Annotated in this window: 18 protein-coding genes and 2 tRNA genes; 11 read left to right on the top strand and 9 right to left on the bottom strand. The window is 59.7% G+C overall.

Annotated features, from left to right (window positions below):
- Window positions 1-78 precede the first annotated feature (78 nt).
- The 9 genes from smc to rsfS all read left to right on the top strand — a co-directional run bounded on the left by smc (window position 79) and on the right by rsfS (window position 10,049).
- Window positions 79-3,657 (top strand): chromosome segregation protein SMC, encoded by a 3,579-nt coding sequence (gene smc, locus ACOX7T_RS01420; RefSeq protein WP_433439138.1) that lies wholly within the window; start codon window positions 79-81, stop codon window positions 3,655-3,657.
- Between the two features lie 71 nt (window positions 3,658-3,728).
- Entirely contained in the window at window positions 3,729-4,628 is a 900-nt protein-coding gene (gene ftsY, locus ACOX7T_RS01415) for a signal recognition particle-docking protein FtsY (protein ID WP_433439136.1), read from the top strand.
- A 22-nt stretch (window positions 4,629-4,650) separates the two neighbouring features.
- A complete protein-coding gene (locus ACOX7T_RS01410; protein WP_433439134.1) occupies window positions 4,651-4,818 on the top strand; it encodes a hypothetical protein in 168 nt (55 codons plus the stop codon).
- A 48-nt stretch (window positions 4,819-4,866) separates the two neighbouring features.
- Window positions 4,867-5,583, top strand: coding sequence for a ribonuclease PH (gene rph, locus ACOX7T_RS01405; protein WP_433439132.1), 717 nt, complete (start codon window positions 4,867-4,869; stop codon window positions 5,581-5,583).
- 4 nt (window positions 5,584-5,587) lie between these two features.
- A complete protein-coding gene (locus ACOX7T_RS01400) occupies window positions 5,588-6,187 on the top strand; it encodes an XTP/dITP diphosphatase (RefSeq protein WP_433439131.1) in 600 nt (199 codons plus the stop codon).
- A gap of 69 nt (window positions 6,188-6,256) precedes the next feature.
- Window positions 6,257-6,586 (top strand): ribosome assembly RNA-binding protein YhbY, encoded by a 330-nt coding sequence (yhbY, locus tag ACOX7T_RS01395; protein ID WP_295368823.1) that lies wholly within the window; start codon window positions 6,257-6,259, stop codon window positions 6,584-6,586.
- Between the two features lie 43 nt (window positions 6,587-6,629).
- Window positions 6,630-7,850, top strand: a complete 1,221-nt coding sequence (gene yqeK / locus ACOX7T_RS01390) for a bis(5'-nucleosyl)-tetraphosphatase (symmetrical) YqeK (RefSeq protein ID WP_433439129.1) — start codon at window positions 6,630-6,632, stop codon at window positions 7,848-7,850.
- Between the two features lie 69 nt (window positions 7,851-7,919).
- Window positions 7,920-9,644 carry an LCP family protein gene (locus ACOX7T_RS01385; RefSeq protein WP_433439127.1) on the top strand — a complete coding sequence of 575 codons (1,725 nt, stop codon included), beginning with the start codon at window positions 7,920-7,922 and terminating at the stop codon, window positions 9,642-9,644.
- A 42-nt stretch (window positions 9,645-9,686) separates the two neighbouring features.
- Window positions 9,687-10,049 carry a ribosome silencing factor gene (gene rsfS / locus ACOX7T_RS01380; protein WP_006575087.1) on the top strand — a complete coding sequence of 121 codons (363 nt, stop codon included), beginning with the start codon at window positions 9,687-9,689 and terminating at the stop codon, window positions 10,047-10,049.
- 97 nt (window positions 10,050-10,146) lie between these two features.
- Here the strand turns inward: rsfS and ACOX7T_RS01375 are convergent, their stop codons facing one another.
- Window positions 10,147-11,889: a CvpA family protein gene (locus ACOX7T_RS01375; RefSeq protein ID WP_433439125.1), complete on the bottom strand. Its 1,743-nt coding sequence runs from the start codon at window positions 11,887-11,889 to the stop codon at window positions 10,147-10,149.
- 231 nt (window positions 11,890-12,120) lie between these two features.
- Complete coding sequence (locus ACOX7T_RS01370) at window positions 12,121-12,702, bottom strand: hydrolase (RefSeq protein ID WP_433439122.1); 582 nt, start codon at window positions 12,700-12,702, stop codon at window positions 12,121-12,123.
- A 233-nt stretch (window positions 12,703-12,935) separates the two neighbouring features.
- Between ACOX7T_RS01370 and ACOX7T_RS01365 the strand changes: the two genes are divergently transcribed.
- A tRNA-Ser gene (locus tag ACOX7T_RS01365) sits at window positions 12,936-13,027 on the top strand.
- Window positions 13,028-13,138: 111 nt separating this feature from the next.
- Here ACOX7T_RS01365 and ACOX7T_RS01360 read toward each other — a convergent pair.
- From ACOX7T_RS01360 to ACOX7T_RS01330, 7 genes are all read right to left on the bottom strand, one after another.
- Window positions 13,139-14,125, bottom strand: a complete 987-nt coding sequence (locus tag ACOX7T_RS01360) for a putative ABC transporter permease (protein ID WP_433439120.1) — start codon at window positions 14,123-14,125, stop codon at window positions 13,139-13,141.
- A gap of 1 nt (window position 14,126) precedes the next feature.
- Complete coding sequence (locus tag ACOX7T_RS01355) at window positions 14,127-14,684, bottom strand: DUF4364 family protein (protein WP_433439117.1); 558 nt, start codon at window positions 14,682-14,684, stop codon at window positions 14,127-14,129.
- Between the two features lie 114 nt (window positions 14,685-14,798).
- The gene (locus ACOX7T_RS01350) at window positions 14,799-15,224 is read right to left on the bottom strand and encodes an RrF2 family transcriptional regulator (protein WP_433439115.1); all 426 of its coding nucleotides are present in this window, start codon (window positions 15,222-15,224) and stop codon (window positions 14,799-14,801) included.
- Entirely contained in the window at window positions 15,221-15,583 is a 363-nt protein-coding gene (locus ACOX7T_RS01345) for a hypothetical protein (RefSeq protein ID WP_433439112.1), read from the bottom strand. Before ACOX7T_RS01345 ends, ACOX7T_RS01350 begins: the two co-directional genes overlap by 4 nt.
- 1 nt (window position 15,584) lies before the next feature.
- On the bottom strand, window positions 15,585-16,469 hold the full coding sequence (locus ACOX7T_RS01340) for a 4Fe-4S binding protein (RefSeq protein ID WP_433439109.1): 885 nt from the start codon (window positions 16,467-16,469) through the stop codon (window positions 15,585-15,587).
- Complete coding sequence (locus tag ACOX7T_RS01335) at window positions 16,462-16,608, bottom strand: CD1871A family CXXC motif-containing protein (RefSeq protein ID WP_433439107.1); 147 nt, start codon at window positions 16,606-16,608, stop codon at window positions 16,462-16,464. Before ACOX7T_RS01335 ends, ACOX7T_RS01340 begins: the two co-directional genes overlap by 8 nt.
- The gene (locus ACOX7T_RS01330; protein WP_433439104.1) at window positions 16,605-17,222 is read right to left on the bottom strand and encodes a TlpA family protein disulfide reductase; all 618 of its coding nucleotides are present in this window, start codon (window positions 17,220-17,222) and stop codon (window positions 16,605-16,607) included. Before ACOX7T_RS01330 ends, ACOX7T_RS01335 begins: the two co-directional genes overlap by 4 nt.
- Window positions 17,223-17,452: 230 nt before the next feature.
- Here ACOX7T_RS01330 and ACOX7T_RS01325 point away from each other — a divergent pair.
- Window positions 17,453-17,541 (top strand) — tRNA-Ser (locus ACOX7T_RS01325).
- Window positions 17,542-17,571: the final 30 nt, after the last annotated feature.

The following is a 17,571-nucleotide window of genomic DNA, read 5'->3' as shown; positions in this document are numbered from 1 at the left end:
GAAAACTATTTGCAATGAGGATAGGAACTTGATATAATATAGTATTCAAACGCATTGCACCAAAAACGCAAATGTGAGGTGCCCGATTTGTACTTAAAAGCACTCGAAATTCAGGGGTTCAAATCTTTCCCGGATAAGACGGTTCTTACCTTTGGAGAGGACATCACCGCCATCGTAGGACCAAACGGCAGCGGCAAGTCCAATATCTCCGACGCCATCCGCTGGGTCATGGGAGAACAGTCCACCCGTGCCCTCCGTGGCGGCAAGATGGAGGATGTCATCTTCGGCGGCACAGCCAAGCGCAAGCAGCTGGGTTTTGCCGAGGTCTCCCTGGTGCTGGACAACTCCGAGCATTTCTTTGACCTGGAGGAGAGCGAGGTCATGGTCACCCGGCGGTACTACCGCTCAGGAGAGAGCGAGTACTACATCAACCGCCGCAGCGTCCGTCTGAAGGACATCAACGAGCTCTTTATGGACACCGGCCTGGGCCGGGAAGGCTACTCCATCATCGGCCAGGGCAAGATCGACGAGATTCTCTCGGTCAAGTCTGGCGACCGCCGGGAGATTTTTGAGGAGGCGGCGGGCATTTCCCGCTACCGCCACCGCAAGGAGGAGGCGGAGCACAAGCTTATCCGTACTGACGAGAACCTGGTCCGCATCAACGACAAGCTGGACGAGCTGGAGCTCCAGGTGGAGCCCCTGCGGGCCCAGTCGGAGAAGGCCAGAAAATACCTCCTCCTGCGGGACGAGCTGCGTGGCCTGGAGATTTCGGTCTGGCTGGACCAGCTGGAGAAGATCCGTGCCGCAGCCATCAAGACCCTGAGCGACTACGAGAACGCCGTCCGCCAGAAGGAGGATGCTCAGCGCCAGGTGGAGGTACTCTATGCCGCCGCCGAGGGCTACGCCGCCCAGATGCGGGAGAAGGACGTGGAGGTTGAGCACATCCGCTTTGAGATGATGCAGCGGGAGGCGGATGCCAACCTGTGTGACAACGCCATCGCCGTGCTCAAGACCAATATCCAGAACAATCTGGAGAACAGCGGTCGCCTCCAGGAGGAGCTGGCCGCTCAGGAGGGACGGGACGACAGCATTGGCGCCCAGATTGAGGACCGCCGGAGCAGAATCCGTTCTATTATAGAGGAAGCGGATGCCCTGCGGGCGTCTCTGACGGACTATCAGAACCAGTCCCAGGAGGCGATACGGAACGCCGGAACCCTGGCTGCTGAGATGGAGGCCCTGCGCCAGAAGGAGGCAGTGGAGAGCGCCTCCGCCTCCGAGGCAAAGGCGCTGCTGTCCGCCCTGGCCGCCGCCGCCCAGGAGCTGATGGACCGGGACGAAGCGGTGCGTCAGGAACTGGCCGCCGCCGAGGAACGGCTGAACACCGCCCAGGCGGAGGAGAAGACGGCCCGTGCTGAGTTGGAGCAGGCCCGTGAGGATCGGGACGCCCTGAAAAACGTCATCAGCGGCTACACTTTGCGTCTTGAGTCCCGCAGCCGGAAGGCGAAGGAGACCCAGGACCGGCATATGAAGCTCCAGATGGAGGAGAACGCGCTCAAATCCCGCATCCACATGCTCCGGGACATGGAGAAGGCCTATGAGGGTTACTCCAAGGCCATCAAGGTGGTCATGGGGGAGGCCGAGCGGGGTCAGCTGCGGGGGATTCGCGGCCCGGTGGCCGGTCTGCTCCACGTGGAGGACCAGTACACCGTGGCCATTGAGATCGCCCTGGGCGCCGCCATGCAGAACATCGTGGTGGACACGGAGGAGGCGGGCAAGGCTGCCATCCAGTGCCTGAAGCGGCGGGACGGCGGACGCTGTACCTTCCTGCCTCTGACCTCTATCCGGCCTTCCGATTTCCGGGACCGGGCAGTAGAAAAGGAACCTGGCTTTGTGGGCATGGCCGACCGGTTGGTCCGGTTTGAGCCCGCCTATGAGAAGGTCTTTTCCAACCTGCTGGGCCGGGTGGTCATCGCGGAGGACATGGACTGTGCCATTGCCATGGCCCGGAAGTACAGCTACCGGTTCCGCATCGTCACCCTGGACGGACAGGTCCTTAACCCCGGCGGCTCCATGACCGGCGGATCGGCCTCCCGTTCGGCGGGTATCCTCAGCCGTGCCAACGAGCTGGAGCGGCTGAACACCCAGCTAAACGGCGTCCGGGACGCCCTGGCCGAGGCGGCCAAGGTACTGGATGAGGCCAGACGCGAGGCGGCGGTGGCCCAGTACGAGGTGGAAACCGCACAGGCCCAGCAGCGTACCCATGAGGACACTATCCTCAAGCTGGAGGAACGCTGCGGCCACTATGAGACACAGCTTGCCGATCTGCGCCGCCAGCAGGAGGTCCAGCGTGCCGAGCTGAAGCAGCTGGAGCAGCGGGCGGCCCAGACCGAGGCGGACACCGCCGCTGCCAGAAGCCGCATTGAGGCTCTGGAGGGCTCCGCTGCCGCTCTGCGGGCGGAGGCAGACAGCAAGGCGGAGGGCCAGAGCCGCCTGCAGGAGCAGGTGAGCGCCATCGGCGAGCAGATTGCAGCATTGAATATGAAGCTGGCCAGCCTGGAGGCCGAGCAGGACGCCTCTCAGAAGGCTCTGGAGGAGCTGGAGGATCTGCGCCGCGACATGGCGGGAGACCGGGAGCAGCGGGCGAAGATGATCGCCGAGCTGAAGGCCAAGAACGACGACCTGAACGCCCAGATCCTGGAGCAGGAGCGGAAGCTCCAGACCATCCGAGAGGAGAACCAGAGTCGGAACGAGGCCATCCAGCGGCTCAACAATGAAAAGCTGGAATTGGAAGGCCAGCGGAATCAGGCCGACCGGGAGAGCCGGGACAAGAACACCGAGCTGCTGTCCATGGAGCGCGAGGTGTCGGTGCTGGAGCAGAAGAAGCTGTCCAGCGCCATGGAGGAGAAGGGAATTCTGGACAAGCTGTGGGAGACCTACGAGCTCTCCCACGAGGCCGCCCGCCAGCAGCGGGTGGAGCTGGAGAGTGTGCCCAAGGCCCAGCGCCGCATCGGAGAGCTGAAGAAGTCCATCTCCGGCCTGGGCAACATCAACCTGGACGCCATCGAGGAGTTCCAGCGCATCAACGAGCGGTATACCTATCTGAAAGACCAGCGGGACGACGTACAGAAGTCCAAGAAGGAGCTGGAGGGCATCATCGCCGACATCACCGCCGAGATGAAGACCATCTTCTCCAACCGGTTTGCCATTATCAATCAGGCCTTTGGCGAGACCTTCCAGTCCCTGTTTGGCGGCGGCCGTGCCACTCTGGAGCTGGAGGACCCGGACGATATCCTCAACTGCGGCATTGAGATCAAGGTCCAGCCTCCGGGTAAGGCGCTGAAGATCATCACCCTGCTCTCGGGCGGTGAAAAGGCCTTTGTGGCCATCGCCCTCTACTTTGCCATTCTGAAGGTGAGCCCCACGCCCTTCTGCGTGATGGACGAGATTGAGGCCGCCCTGGACGACGCCAACGTGGTCCGCTTTGCCCACTACCTGCGGCAGATGAGCGACAAGACCCAGTTCATCGTCATCACCCACCGTCGTGGCACCATGGAGGAGGCCGACGTGCTCTACGGCGTCACCATGCAGGAGCAGGGTGTGAGCCGCATCCTGACCATCAATCTGAACGACGTGGAGAGGGAACTGAATATCAAGTAAAATGCCGCGTTTCAACACCGGATGAACGCGGAATACTGAAAATAAGGAAGAACGAAAGGAACCGAGCGTACATGGGCTTTTTTGACAAGATCAAGGCGGGCCTGACCCGCACCAAGGAGAACATCGGCCACTCGCTGGACAGCCTGTTTGCCGGAGAACTGGACGACGACTTCTACGACGAGCTGGAGGAGACCCTCATCCTGGGCGACATGGGCATGGACACCACCATCAAGGCGGTGGCTGAGCTGCGCCGCCGGGTAAAGACGGAGAAGATCAAGGACACGGAGGGGGCCCGTGAATGCCTGCGCCGTGTGCTGACCGACATGCTGAACGTTGGCGACAGCGCCCTGGACCTGAGCGCCTCTCCCGCCGTGATTCTGGTCATCGGTGTCAACGGCGTGGGCAAGACCACCACCATCGGCAAGCTGGGCGCCCGGCTGAAGGGGGAGGGGCAGAAGGTGCTGCTGGCCGCTGCCGACACCTTCCGTGCTGCCGCCGCCGACCAGCTGGAGATCTGGTCCCAGCGGTCCGGTGTGGAGCTGGTCCGCCAGCACGAGGGTGCTGACCCCGCCGCCGTGGTGTTTGACGCCATGCAGGCCGCCAAGGCCCGCAAGACCGACGTGGTGCTGGTGGACACCGCCGGCCGTCTCCACAACAAGCAGAACCTGATGAACGAGCTGAACAAGATCGGCCGTGTCATCGACCGTGAGCTGCCCGGCAGCCGGACCGAGACCCTGCTGGTGCTGGACGCCACCACCGGCCAGAACGGTCTCATCCAGGCCAAGCAGTTCATGGAGGCCGCCGGCATCACCGGCATTGTCCTCACCAAGCTGGACGGCTCTGCCAAGGGCGGCATTGTCATCGCCATTGCCGATGCCCTCCAGGTGCCTGTGAAGTACGTGGGCGTGGGCGAGGGTATCGACGACCTGATGCCCTTTGAGGCGGAGAGCTTTGTCCGCGCGCTGATCTGATATATAATAAGGAAGGAAACAGATGAAAAAGCTGGTATTGGGCGGCGCCTGCGCCGTGAGCGGAATCCTGCTGACCGTCCTGATGGAGGCCGGGGCCCTTGTCCGGGCAGGCATGTGGGCGGTTCTGGCCGCTCTGGTGCTGATGGCCTCCGGTCTGCTGCTTGGGATTCTGGGCCTGCGGGAACATTAGAGAGAAAGACAGTCTCCCGGGACTGTATCCTGTTTTGGAGGTATATCAATGGCAAGAATTGACGGACGGGCCAACGATCAGCTGCGGCCCATCGAGATTATCCCCGGTATCAACAAATTTGCGGAGGGCTCCTGCCTCATCCGCTGCGGCAACACCCACGTGCTGTGCACCGCCTCGGTGGAGGACCGGGTGCCCCCTCACGTCTCGGAAGGGGAGGGGTGGGTCACCGCCGAGTACTCCATGCTGCCCCGTGCCAACCGGGAGCGGAGCAAGCGGGACATCGCCAAGCTGAAGCTGTCTGCACGGTCCGCTGAGATTCAGCGGCTGGTGGGCCGTTCTCTCCGGGCGGCAGTGGACATGAAGGCCCTGGGCCCCCGCACCATCACCGTGGACTGCGACGTGCTCCAGGGTGACGGCGGCACCCGTACCGCCAGTGTCACCGGCGGCTTTGTGGCCCTGAGCTTTGCCCTGCACAAGCTGGTGGAGGAGGGCGTCCTGGAGGCAATGCCTCTCAAGACCTGCGTGGCGGCCATCTCCGCCGGCATCGTGGACGACCAGCTGCTGCTGGACCTGTGCTATGAGGAGGACTCCTCCGCCCAGGTGGACCTGAACTGCGTCATGACCGGCGAGGGTGAACTGGTGGAGCTCCAGGGTACCGGCGAGGGCCGATCCTTCACTCTGGAGGAGCAGCGGGCTCTCGTGGAGTTGTGTGCCAAGGGTATCCGGGAAGTGCAGGCGGTCCAGAAGGCCGCCCTGGGAGGTTGAGTATATGAAAATGGTATTGGCCAGCAAGAACAACCACAAGCTCAAGGAGATGCAGGACATCCTCTCCGCCCAGGGGGTGGAGGTGGTCCTGGAGTCCGACGTGGGCGCGGATGTAGACGTGGAGGAGACGGGCACCACCTTTGAGGAGAACGCGCTTCTCAAGGCCAAGGCGGTCATGGAGGCCACCGGTCTGCCCGCCATCGCCGACGATTCCGGCCTGTGCGTGGACGCCCTGGGCGGCGCCCCCGGTGTGTACTCCGCCCGGTACGGCGGGCCCGGCCTGGACGACGTGGGCCGTTACCGCCTGCTGCTGGAGAACATGAAGGGCCAGCTGGATCGCCGGTGCAAATTCGTCTCGGCTATCTGCTGCTGCTTCCCCAACGGGGACACGGTGACCGCCCGGGGTGAGTGCCAGGGCACCCTGGCCTATGCGCCCAAGGGGGCCGACGGCTTCGGATACGACCCCATCTTCTTTGTACCGGGTCTGAAAAAGACCTTTGCCGAGCTGCTGCCTGAGGAGAAGAACGCCATCTCCCACCGGGGCAATGCTCTGGCGATTTTCAAGGACAAGCTGGCAGAGTACTGCCGGGACCATCAGATTTAAGCGGCCCGGAAGGTCGTTTGAACAATATATTTATATAAGGAGGCGGCGGGTTGACCCGCCAAAAAACCTATGGATTTGACAAGCAAGCAGCGTGCCCAGCTCAGAAGCCTGGCCAACAGCATCGACACCATTGTCCACGTGGGCAAGGACGGCCTGGGCGAGAATCTGGTCAAGCAGGCCGATGACGCACTGGAGGCCCGGGAGCTCATCAAGGGCAAGGTCCTGGAGAACTCCATGCTCACCGCCCGGGAGGCGGCCGAGGAGCTGGCCGCCGCTACCCGGAGCGAGGTTGTGCAGGTGATTGGAACAAAATTCGTCCTGTATCGTCCAAGTCATAAAAAGGACAAGAAGGACAAGATCGTTCTGGTAAAGGACAGCCGGAAAAAGCCGGTGGTGTGACAGACATTCAGCAAAAACAATTGCGTGAAAGGAGCTGGCTCACTTGAAAATCGGTATCTATGGCGGCACCTTTAACCCGCCCCACCTGGGGCACATGGCGGCGGCCCAGGCGGCCGTGGCCGTCCTGGGGCTGGACAAGCTGTTTTTCATTCCCGCGGCTCTGCCGCCCCACAAGGAGCTGCCGGCCGACGGCGCCGGAGCGGAGCACCGCCTGGCCATGACGGCCCTGATGGCCGACGGCCTGGGAGAGTCCATCGGCCGCCGGGGGGATGTGGAGGCCCTGGACATTGAGCTGCGCCGGACAGGGAAGAGCTACACGGCGGACACCCTGGAGGAGCTGCACAGCCGATACCCGGAGGATGAACTCTGGCTGCTGATGGGGACGGATATGTTCCTCACCATTCAGGACTGGTATGAGCCGGAGCGCATCATGGCTCTGGCAGGGATTGCGGCCTTTGCCCGCACCGAGACGGACAGCGGCGAGCTGCTGCGGGTCCAGGCCGACTACCTGGTCAAAACCTACCAGGCACGGGTACAGCTGGTGGAGCTGCCTAAAATCACCGATCTCTCTTCCACTCAGATGCGGGAGCTTCTGGAGGAGGGGCAGGGCGGTGACCGGCTCTGGCCGCCGGTGTACGGCTATATTCTGCGCAACGGGCTGTACGGAGAGCACCGTGATCTGAAGCAGCTCAACGACGCTGAGCTGCGCTGCGCGTCGTACAGCATGATCCGGGCCAAGCGGATTCCCCATGTGAAGGGGACCGAGCAGGCGGCGGTGGAGCTGGCGGAGCGCTGGGGAGCCGATGTGGAGAAAGCCCGCCGTGCGGCCATCCTCCACGACTGCACAAAGTATCTGAATATGGAAGAACAGTTGCAATTGTGCCGGCAGTATGGTATTGTATTGGACGATTTAGAGCAAAAATCCGTGAAGCTGCTCCACTCCAAGACCGGTGCTGCCATTGCGCGTGATGTGTTTGGCGTGCCGGACGACATATACTGGGCCATCTTCTGGCACACTACCGGCAAGGCGGATATGTCCACCCTGGAGAAGGTGCTCTATCTGGCCGACTACATGGAGCCTACCCGGGATTTCCCCGGAGTGGAGGAGCTGCGGGAGCTGACCCGCCGTGATCTGGATGCTGCGCTCCGCCTGGGTCTGGAGATGAGTGTGGAGGACCTGAAGGAGCGGGGAGTTCCCGTTCACCACAACACCATGGAGGCTCTGAATTGGGTGCTGGAGCATGGGCCCCGGGATCCTTCCTGAATCCGAAACAGAAAAAATGACAGACACAGCCGCCGGTGAGGCGGCGCGCGGGAAAGGAACTACGAACCAATGAATCCTGAGCAGAATCGCAAAAAGGGCGGCGCCCGACTGCTGAAGCCGTCCTCCCAAAAAGCGGAAGCCGCACCGGAGAAGGAGAAAGAAGCGGTCCCGACCAAAAAATCTGAGTTTACGGGCAAGGACACCGAGCCCGGCCGGACTCAGAAGACAAAAAAGCCCAAGAAGCCCAAGCCTCAGCGCACCACCAAGCAGAAGGTGCTCCACGGCGTGTTTATCGGCGTCACCGTTCTGGCCGCCATCATTGTGGTCATCGGCATTGCCCTGGCCATCTTCGTGCAGAAGCCGGCCCAGGTCACCCAGCCCGACCGCAACTCCAAGGAGCCTACCGGCACGGAGGAGCAGGAAGAGGGCGGTTCCACCACTCGGCCGGATGGCGTGTCCAGCGACCGGAAGGAGGACTTCTATACCTTCCTGGTGGTAGGCCGCGACACCTACGGCGGCGGCAATACGGACACCATCATGCTGGCCTCCTATGACATTCCCAACCAGAAGCTGTCCGTTATGAGTATCCCCCGTGATACCCTGGTCAATGTCTCCTGGGACATCAAGAAGATCAACTCCGTCTACAACATGTACGGCGGCGGCGACGAGGGCATGGATGCCCTGAAGGAAGAGGTCAGCCAACTGGTGGGCTTCATCCCGGACTACACCTTTGTGGTGGAGTGGGAGGCCGTGGGTAAGCTGGTGGACGCTGTCGGCGGCGTGTACTTTGACGTGCCCTGCCGGATGTACTACAACGACCTGTCCCAGAACTTCAAGATTGATCTCCAGGAGGGCTATCAGCTCATCGACGGCGACAAGGCCATGCAGCTGCTGCGCTGGCGTCACAACAGCGACGACAACGGCAACATCCTCAACTCCGGCTACGCCAACGGCGACCTGGGCCGTATTGAGACCCAGCAGGCTTTCCTCCAGGCGGCCATTGAGCAGTGCCTCCAGAACATTACGGATGTGAAGACCATCACCGGCATTGCACAGATTTTCTTTGAGAACGTGACCACCGAGCTGTCCGTGGGCAACCTGGCCTGGTTTGCCCAGCAGGCCATTTTCGGCAACAGCGAGGGTAAGAAGCTGGACATGAACAGCGTGACCTTCCTCACCATGCCCTGGGTGGCTGCCAACGGTGTGTGGAGCCGTACCTACAACAACCATCCCTCCTATGTGGCGCCCGATGTGGACGAGGTGGTAGAGGTGGTCAACGAGTACTTCAACCCCTACGTGGAGGACCTGCGCAAGGATGAGCTGGACATCATGTATGTCAACGACGACGGCACCCTGGGCTGCACCAGCGGCGTGCTGGAGGACACCAAGTACAACAGCTGGGTGAAGAACAAGAACTCCGGTTCCAGTTCTTCCGGTTCCGGCTCTTCCAGCTCCAAGCCCTCTGCCAGCACCAGCCCGTCTCCCAGTGCAAGTGCTTCGGCGTCTCCCAGCACCTCTCCCAGCACAACTCCCAGTCCCTCGCCCAGCGAGAGTACTGCGCCCAGCACCTCCCCCAGCGTGACGCCCTCTCCCAGTCCCAGCACGAGTGTGACTCCGTCGCCCACGCCCAGTGAGACGCAGCCTGCCGTAAGCGAGACGCCCACTCCCAGCCCCAGCGCCTCGGAGACACCCAGTCCCTCTCCCTCTGAGAGCGGCGGCACGGACCAGCCTCCCGAGGGTATTCCTATCTATACGCCGGACCCGGCTAGTACGGCGTCCGCTCCTGCGGCGTAATTCAGCGCCATTCAACCCAACCGAGAAAGGGGTTTATCAACTATGACACCCAAGGAAACCGCGATTGTTCTGGCCAAGGCCCTGGACAGCAAGAAGGGCATTGATATCAAGGTGCTGGAGACCGGTCACCTGACCACCCTGGCGGATTATTTTGTCATCTGCACCGCCACCTCCACCACCCAGGTCCGCGCCCTGTCTGACGAGTGCGAGAAGACCATGAAGGAGACCGCCGGCGAGCTGCCCCACCATGTGGAGGGCCACCGGGGCGGCACCTGGGTTCTGCTGGACTTCTCCTCCGTGGTGGTGCACATCTTCATGGATGACGCCCGCAAGTTCTACGACCTGGAGCGCCTCTGGTCTGACGCCACGCCCGTGGACCTGACCGACGTGCTGACTGAGAACTAAAACAGAACAGCAAGGCCCCGTCTCCTCACAGGAGACGGGGCCTTTTTCACAAAACAGAAAACCGGGTGTGCGCTCAGCAGCGCACACCCGGTTTTGCTTATCCTCTGCGGTCCAGTACGATGGTGTAGCCCTCCACAATGTCGGGCGCCTCGCCCTCGGCCACGGGGGCGTGGTTGATGGTGACACGGTCACCGGGGTTGAGAATGACCGCCACATCGTTGTCCTTGGCGGGGATAGAATAGTAGACATCCTCGCCTTCCAGGGAGAAGTAGTAATAGGTGTTGCCGTCAATGACCGCCGAGCGGATGTCCGCGATGACGCCGGACACGTCGGTCTCCAGACGGCTGCCCTGGTCCACGGCAATGCCCTTGGCGGCCATCTGCTCCAGGTAGTTCTGCTCACAGGAGGCCACGGTGTCGCCGATGCCCACCACGGTGAACTGGCCCACGTTGACCATGGCGTACTGCTTCACCAGCTGGCGGTTGTCCTTCAGGGCGATGAAGTAGGTGGGCTGGTCGGCCACGTTGAGGAGCAGGGGGAAGGTGGCCTTGTAGCCCTGGTCCTGTACCATACCCTCGGCGGAGGCCTGAGCGGACTGCTCGGTGGCGCCGGGTACCTCGTAGAACTTGGTCTCCTTGGTGCGCTGGTTGCACAGCAGGAAGCCCAGGTTGGACTGGTCGCTGGTGGCGGAGGTGATGCCGGTGTACATGTACACGTCATCGTTCATGGCAATGTAGTTGTAGCCCTCCGTGGTGACGCGCACATCCTTCTGGCCGAAGATGGAGTTGATGAAGCCATGGATCAGTGTGCCATAGTAGTCGTACTGCTGCATGATGAGGGAGGCCAGGTATACTCGGTCCACCCACTGGGGCACGTCCTCATAGGCGTAGTAGGTGCACTCGCCGGTAACCGCGTTCATCAGCACGGCGCCGCTGATGTCAGTGCCGCCGAACAGGCCGATGGTCTTGACCACACGGGGGCAGATCCACCAGGGGTTGCCCTCCTCGTCGATTTCAAAGGAGGGCTCGGCGAACATGTAGGTGGGGTAGTTGAAGCGCAGGTGACGGTACACGTTGCGGTTGAGAGGCTCGGAGGGGGAATACTTCATGCCCTGACCCTCGGGCAGGCGGACCACCTGCACCTCCTGGGTCACCATGTCCACCACGATGTAGGCGGGCAGGCCATCGGAGCGGTTGGTGAACCATTTGATGATGTCGGCGTACTCCAGAGGCGCCACACGGACAGGGCGGCCCTGGTAGTTAATCTGGGTGGAGTCGTAGGCCACCTCAAACTGGCTGGCCATGTCAGGGATGGTGCCCATCTGGGTGGTGCTCAGGTAGCGGGCGGAGTCCTCATCCAGCATGGGGATCTCGTCAAAGGAGATCTCCTGCACGTCGGTGACAAAGTCGCCCTCCTGGACGTCCAGCAGCTCCCGGTAGGAAGCGGCGCGGAAGATGGGCAGGGAGATAACCTGGCCCACCAGACCCACCACAATTAACAGTCCCAGCAGGATGCCGATAGGCAGGCACTGCTTCTTGATGAAGCGGAAGTACTCCTTTACCTTACCGCCCTGGGCGGTGGTGACCGTGCCTGCGGCGGTGGTCACTGTGGTACCCTCCAGATGGAAGCCGCTGGTGATAAAGGCGCAGACGATGTATACCACGCACAGCAGTCCCACGAAGGTGTAAAAGTCCTCGGACTGGAGGTTGAGGGCAGGGAGGGTGAAGTAGAAGTAGACAAAGCCGATGATTGCAGTGATCACAAGGTTGAACAGTACCTTGCCTACTTTACTTTTGGGAGCGTGGAGCTTCTTCCCGCTCTTCGGTTTCTTCTGATTCAATGTAGGATTCTCCTTTTTGTCAAAGTGCACGGCGCAGGCCGCGCGGCTTACGGGACTTCCTTAGTATAGCCCAGACAAAGGGCAAAAGCAACATAGGCAGCGGAAGCAGAAGATTAAAATTACGTGAAAACGCCCAAAGCGGACACTCGTCTTTCCGGGAAGGAGAGAATAGACAAAAAATGGGGGAGACACATCAGAAAGGTGTGTCTCCCCAGGTGCGGAACAGAAAGGTTAGAGGGCGGCAGTTTCCCGCTCAATGTCGCTCTCGCAGGCCTTCATGGCCTGAAGGGTGCGGTCCAGCAGATCGTTGAGCTCCCAGCCCAGCAGCTGAGCACCCTGGGCGATGGTGTCCCGGGAGCAGCCGGCGGCAAACTTCTTGTCCTTGAATTTCTTCTTCAGGCTGGACAGCTCCATGTCCTGCACACTCTTGGAGGGCCGCATGAGGGCAGCAGCGCCGATGAGGCCGGTGAGCTCGTCCACGGCGAAGAGAACCTTCTCCATCTGGTGCTCGGGCTGCACGTCAGCGCCGGTCATACCCCAGCCGTGGCTGACCACAGCGTGGATGAGGGCGGCGTCCAGGCCCTGGGCCTCCATCAGCTCCCGTACCTTGACGCAGTGCTCGTCAGGCCACTGCTCAAAGTCCAGGTCGTGGAGCAGGCCCACGGTGGCCCAGAAGTCCGCCTGCTCGCCGTAGCCCAGCTCCTGGGCGAACCAGCGCATGACGGCCTCTACAGTCAGGGCGTGGCGGAGGTGAAAGGGCTCCTTGTTGTAGGTTTTAAGCAGGTCCAGGGCCTGTTGGCGATTCAGTTCCATTGCGGCAGCGCTCCTTTTTGGATAAAATAGTAGATAGGGTAGTAGGCTCATTTTAGCGCAGTCAGGCGGCCAGGTCAAGGGCGGGGAAGGGCAGCTATACAGGCAAAACAGGGGGCTGTGAAAATACTCGAAAAAAATAAAAAATACCTATTGACAAATTGAGTGTGAGTGGTTATAATAATCAACGTTGCTTCGGTCAACAGCAAAACAAAAGACTGAATGAGCACAGAGATGGAGTAGTATCGAAGTGGTCATAACGAGCACGACTGGAAATCGTGTGGCCGTCAAAAGCGGCCCGAGGGTTCGAATCCCTCCTACTCCGCCAGAAATCCCGCAGCTGAAAAAGCTGCGGGATTTTTCTTTTCCCGGCGTATGAGAGAAAAAGCTCCCGGCAGTTGAACTTCTGCCGGGAGCTTTGCTTATCATGTGAAGATTGTCATTTTCTCTCTTTGTTCTGCCTGCGCTCAGCGCGCTTTCTGATCCGCTCAGCCTTGGCGCGGCGGCTTGCCTCAGAGAGCTGGGAGAGGGCGGTGGAGAGACTGGAGGAGGACATGCTGCGGTAAACATAGCGCAGATGGCGTGTCTGCCGTTCTGCCTTGTTCAGCAGCTCGCTGTACCGTTTGCGCAGGGCGGCCAGGTCGGCATCTCTGCTGTCCAGCACAGATTTGGCGGAACCAATCCGCTCAGACAGGCTCTCTACCGCACCGTCCAGCCGACCGGAAATAGACTCCTTCGCGTCGTCCAGCTTATCAGAGATAGACTCCACAGCGTCATCCAGCCGGTCAGAGAGAGTTTCCCTGGCCTCGTCCAGCCGGTCGGACAGCTCCGCACGGCTCAGAGCAAGCTGTACCTGCAGCTCCTCGCCCATCTGAGTGAGCTTGCGCAGCATGGCGGTGAGGAGGGCAAGCTCACGGATGGTGGCAGCTGCATCGGCCAGCAGAATTACCAGCAGCACACCGGAGGCCACATGGATGGTCACAGTGGACAGGCGCTCCACCAACCCGGAGATGGCAGGGTGAATCCAGAAAATCACCAGGTAGGCCAACACGCCCCAGGTGAGGGAGATGGTAAGGCAGATACGTCCATGGAGGTTAAATCTGCGGGTGCTGTAATCCCAGTATTTGATGTGGGTTGTGGTCTCCAGCAGCCAACCTACCAGGTACTCCCAGGCGGACATGCAGACCGTAGCTACTACGTAGAAGAGAAGGGGTTGGCTGGTAAATGGAGTGAACCAGCACAGCATCATCAATACGCCGACACCGTAGATAGGGCAGACAGGGCCGTAGAGAAATCCCCGGGCCACAAACCGCTTCTCCAGGACAGAGCAGTATATCGTCTCCAGAATCCAGCCCAGAAAGGCATAGATGATAAAATAGAGAAAGAGCAGTGAGATGGGGAAGCCAAACAGAACAGGCTCTGACATATTATGAATCCTTTTCTTTGGTTTCTGCCGCGTCCGCCTCTTTTAGCAGCACGTCCAGAATCCCGTTATAGACCTGCTCCGGACGGGAGCGGAAGCCCTCAGCCAGCCGTTCAGCCTGGTCCTCCGAGGGAGAGAGAAGCTCCACAGTCAGCAGATTGCCTGCGCCGTCGTCCAGAGAGAGGCGGAGCGTGCAGGTGCCGTCCTCGCCCCGGGGCAGAATCTGCGCCCGGACCTGGGCGTCCCGCCGCAGCTCGGCGTTGAGCTTGACCAGCCTGCGGGAGCACTTGCTCTTCACCGAATAGGGCAGGCTGCTCTCGCAGACAGTGCCGTTTTTTCGCCCTTTTTCCGTGATGACATAGCGGCCGTCATTCAGGTCAAGGTGCCCGCTTTCCACCAGCTCGGCCACGGCCTCAGCAAAGTCAAAATAATCCACGCCCTCGTCCATCAGGGTCAGATCGGTCAGGGTGGAGAAGTCCAAGGGAGCGGCAGCCCGAGACATGATATAGAGCACCAGAAATTTGATTTCCAGCTTGTCGTGAATAAACCCGTATCGGGCCACGGCCACTCACTCCTCTCAAAGGTTGAACAGATAGCATGGCATACTTAATTATTATACCCCGAAAAAACAGCCAGGACAAGAGAAAAATCCCCGCAGCGCAAGACGGGAAAGCGGTCAGGACATTTTGCTGTCAGCAATGCGTCCGGCAAGGTCTGCTACGGTAATATGACTCAGATGTGTCCGGCACAGCGCGTCCAGTTCACCATAGAGTCCGTCCAACACCTCTGCCATTCCAGAGGCACAGAGGCAGTCCATATCGGTCTGCCCCGGCCTCCAGACAGCGGAGACAAAACACACCTCTACTGCGTCGGCAATCATCCGCAGGGTGATCTGGTCCGGTGCACAGGTACAGGAGTAGCCGCCGTCCGCACCCTCTTTGGTGGTAACCAGACCGGCGCAGCGGAGTCGTGCCATAACCCTGCGCACACGGGCTGGGTTGGTACAGGCAGCCTCAGCCAATGCCTCACTGGAGAGTGTGCCGCCCCGACGAAGCAGGCAGACCATGGCGTGGACAGCCAGCGCAAAATCACCGGTTGTCATAGCGTGTCACCCCGTTTCCCACCGGAGCAGGGCCCGGGAAGGGAGAGCTCGCGGCGCAGTGTACACCAGCCATCCCAGAGAAAGCTGAGATACAGGAGAATCAGACCGCCATAGAGCAATACAGTAAGAAAAAGCGGGCGATAACAGAGCAGTCCCTTGGCCAATCTAATCAAGGTGCGAATCAGCGAGAAGGACAGGAGACCTGCCATGCTGAGATAGACCAGCGCAATTCCTTTTTTCTTTGTGAGAAAAAGAAGGAAGAGGCTGACAGCAGCCACTCCAAAAGCTGCAGCGAGCCCCATATAGGAGAGAACTGTGGTGACGGTCAACAAATCAGGACCGGATTGAGAAAGAGGCATATCAGGTCGACTCCTTTTTGGCGGTATGAACGCGCTGAAGCGTAGAACAGATGGCACCGTGAGGGCAAACAGCTTTACACTTGCCGCAGCGAATGCACTCCATACTGTTGGGGGTCGTGTGAACCGGAATATCCATTGGGCAGGCCTTCTGACAAGCCCCACACTGGGTACACTTCTGGGCGTCTATCCGGAAGCGGTAGAGGGCCACCGGGTTAAACAGACCGTAGATGGCGCCCAGTGGACAGAGGTAGCGGCAGAAGGGGCGGTAGACCGCCACAGAGAGCAGAAGGAGGATAACAAGGATAGCAACCTTCCAATTGAAGAGCCAGCCCAGAGCGGACTGGAGCGCCGGATTGGAGGCCACTAGGGGAATACCGGCGAAGAGGGTGCCGGAAGGGCAGATATACTTGCAGAACCAGGGCTGACCCTGGCCCACAATGTCCAGCACTGTGAGGGGAAGGACAATGACAAAACCCACCAGAATGACGTACTTCAGGAACCGGAGCCACCGGTCGCCGGGCAGCTTGCGCAGCTTTTTGACAAAAGGAATTTTGTACAGCAGATCCTGAACCAGCCCGAAGGGGCACAGCCATCCGCATACGAACCGTCCAAACAGGGCACCGAAAAAGAGGAGAAAACCGGTTACATAGAAGGTGAACTGGTAGTTTCGGCTGGAGATTACAGCCTGGAAGGAGCCGATGGGACAGGAACCCAGTGCACCTGGGCAGGAGTAGCAGTTGAGACCGGGGACGCAGAGCAGCTTGCTGTTACCTTTGTAGATGCTGCCCTTGGCGAAACCGGCGGCGTAACCGTTCGAGAGGGCGGCAAAGCAGATCTGAACCCAGGTGCGGAGGTGCTTTCTGAAAAACGAGAGTCGCTTACCCAAGACCGATACACTCCATACAGATATTGATCGCCTTGCGGAATACAGTTTCCGCCTCACCCCGCCACACGCCAATGGCGACGAACACAACCCCAACTAAAAGGAGTATGAACGCGAATTTATTTTGCTTGAGAAAACTCATTTGGAGACCTCCGCCAGCATTTCGTCAATGATGACGGTCCAATCGTCTTTTTCCCGGGCACCCAAATAGGCGGTACCGACCTGTGCGCCGGTCTCATCCACAAAGAAAGTGGTGGGGACAGAGGTAATCTGGTAGAGAAGTCCATAGAGGTCAGCGGAGGGGATAATGTGTATATAGTCGGCACCAGTGGAGGAGACAATCTCGCGGGCAGTGTCCAGCTGAGTCTCGCTGACGGAACCGTCTCTATCCAGCACGTCGGAGATAAGGCCTACAATCTGGACACCCTTGTCGGCGTATTCTTCAGCCAACTCACCCAGTTCAGGCATTTCACTGATGCAGGGAGTACAGAAGGTGGCCCATACATTGACCATGGTAAGGGTATGACCTTCCAGAATGCTCTGATCAATCGAATTCCCGTCCAGGTCCTCCGCAGCAAAGGAGGAGAGGATACCGACGGAGGACTCCGAATCTGTGCCGGCCGAGGACTGGGTGGTATCGGCAGACGATGAGGGAGCAGGGGAGGGAGCGACGGAACTGTCGGACTGAGTGCAGGCAGACAAAAGGAGCGTCAGGCTCAATGCGGCAGCCAGCATAGCGGTGAATTTGCGCTTCATATTAGAACCTCCAAAACTGTAATTAAAAATAGTTCAGTTTCTGTATGGGCACATTATAAAGGAGGGACAGAGAGGTGTCAAGAAAAAGCCTGGAAGAAATGAGCTGATAGCAATGGAAAGAGAAAAGAGAAGTTTTTCGAGGAACCATTGACAAAGATTTAAAAATGAGGTATCGTATAAAAGTTCTCAACATTCAGTATTCCAAAAGCTGAGTGGAGAGCAGAATACATGCAGCGGTATCGAAGTGGTCATAACGGGGCTGACTCGAAATCAGTTTGCGGGCAACCGCACGTGGGTTCGAATCCCACCCGCTGCGCCAAAAATCCCTTGAAACCAAACGGTTTCAAGG

The sequence above is a fragment of the Pseudoflavonifractor sp. genome (assembly GCF_050943825.1).
In the GTDB taxonomy this organism is placed as follows: domain Bacteria; phylum Bacillota; class Clostridia; order Oscillospirales; family Oscillospiraceae; genus Pseudoflavonifractor.
The sequence above is the reverse complement of the archived record's forward strand: the minus strand, read 5'-3'. Positions and strand labels throughout refer to the sequence as shown.

Coding starts and splice junctions, on each gene's coding strand:
- ftsY (WP_433439136.1), top strand. CDS start 3,729: ATGGGCTTTTTTGACAAGATCAAGGCGGGCCTGACCCGCACCAAGGAG.
- rsfS (WP_006575087.1), top strand. CDS start 9,687: ATGACACCCAAGGAAACCGCGATTGTTCTGGCCAAGGCCCTGGACAGC.
- ACOX7T_RS01385 (WP_433439127.1), top strand. CDS start 7,920: ATGAATCCTGAGCAGAATCGCAAAAAGGGCGGCGCCCGACTGCTGAAG.
- ACOX7T_RS01370 (WP_433439122.1), bottom strand. CDS start 12,702: ATGGAACTGAATCGCCAACAGGCCCTGGACCTGCTTAAAACCTACAAC.
- ACOX7T_RS01350 (WP_433439115.1), bottom strand. CDS start 15,224: ATGACAACCGGTGATTTTGCGCTGGCTGTCCACGCCATGGTCTGCCTG.
- ACOX7T_RS01335 (WP_433439107.1), bottom strand. CDS start 16,608: ATGAGTTTTCTCAAGCAAAATAAATTCGCGTTCATACTCCTTTTAGTT.
- ACOX7T_RS01400 (WP_433439131.1), top strand. CDS start 5,588: ATGAAAATGGTATTGGCCAGCAAGAACAACCACAAGCTCAAGGAGATG.
- ACOX7T_RS01360 (WP_433439120.1), bottom strand. CDS start 14,125: ATGTCAGAGCCTGTTCTGTTTGGCTTCCCCATCTCACTGCTCTTTCTC.
- rph (WP_433439132.1), top strand. CDS start 4,867: ATGGCAAGAATTGACGGACGGGCCAACGATCAGCTGCGGCCCATCGAG.
- ACOX7T_RS01345 (WP_433439112.1), bottom strand. CDS start 15,583: ATGCCTCTTTCTCAATCCGGTCCTGATTTGTTGACCGTCACCACAGTT.
- ACOX7T_RS01410 (WP_433439134.1), top strand. CDS start 4,651: ATGAAAAAGCTGGTATTGGGCGGCGCCTGCGCCGTGAGCGGAATCCTG.
- ACOX7T_RS01330 (WP_433439104.1), bottom strand. CDS start 17,222: ATGAAGCGCAAATTCACCGCTATGCTGGCTGCCGCATTGAGCCTGACG.
- yhbY (WP_295368823.1), top strand. CDS start 6,257: ATGGATTTGACAAGCAAGCAGCGTGCCCAGCTCAGAAGCCTGGCCAAC.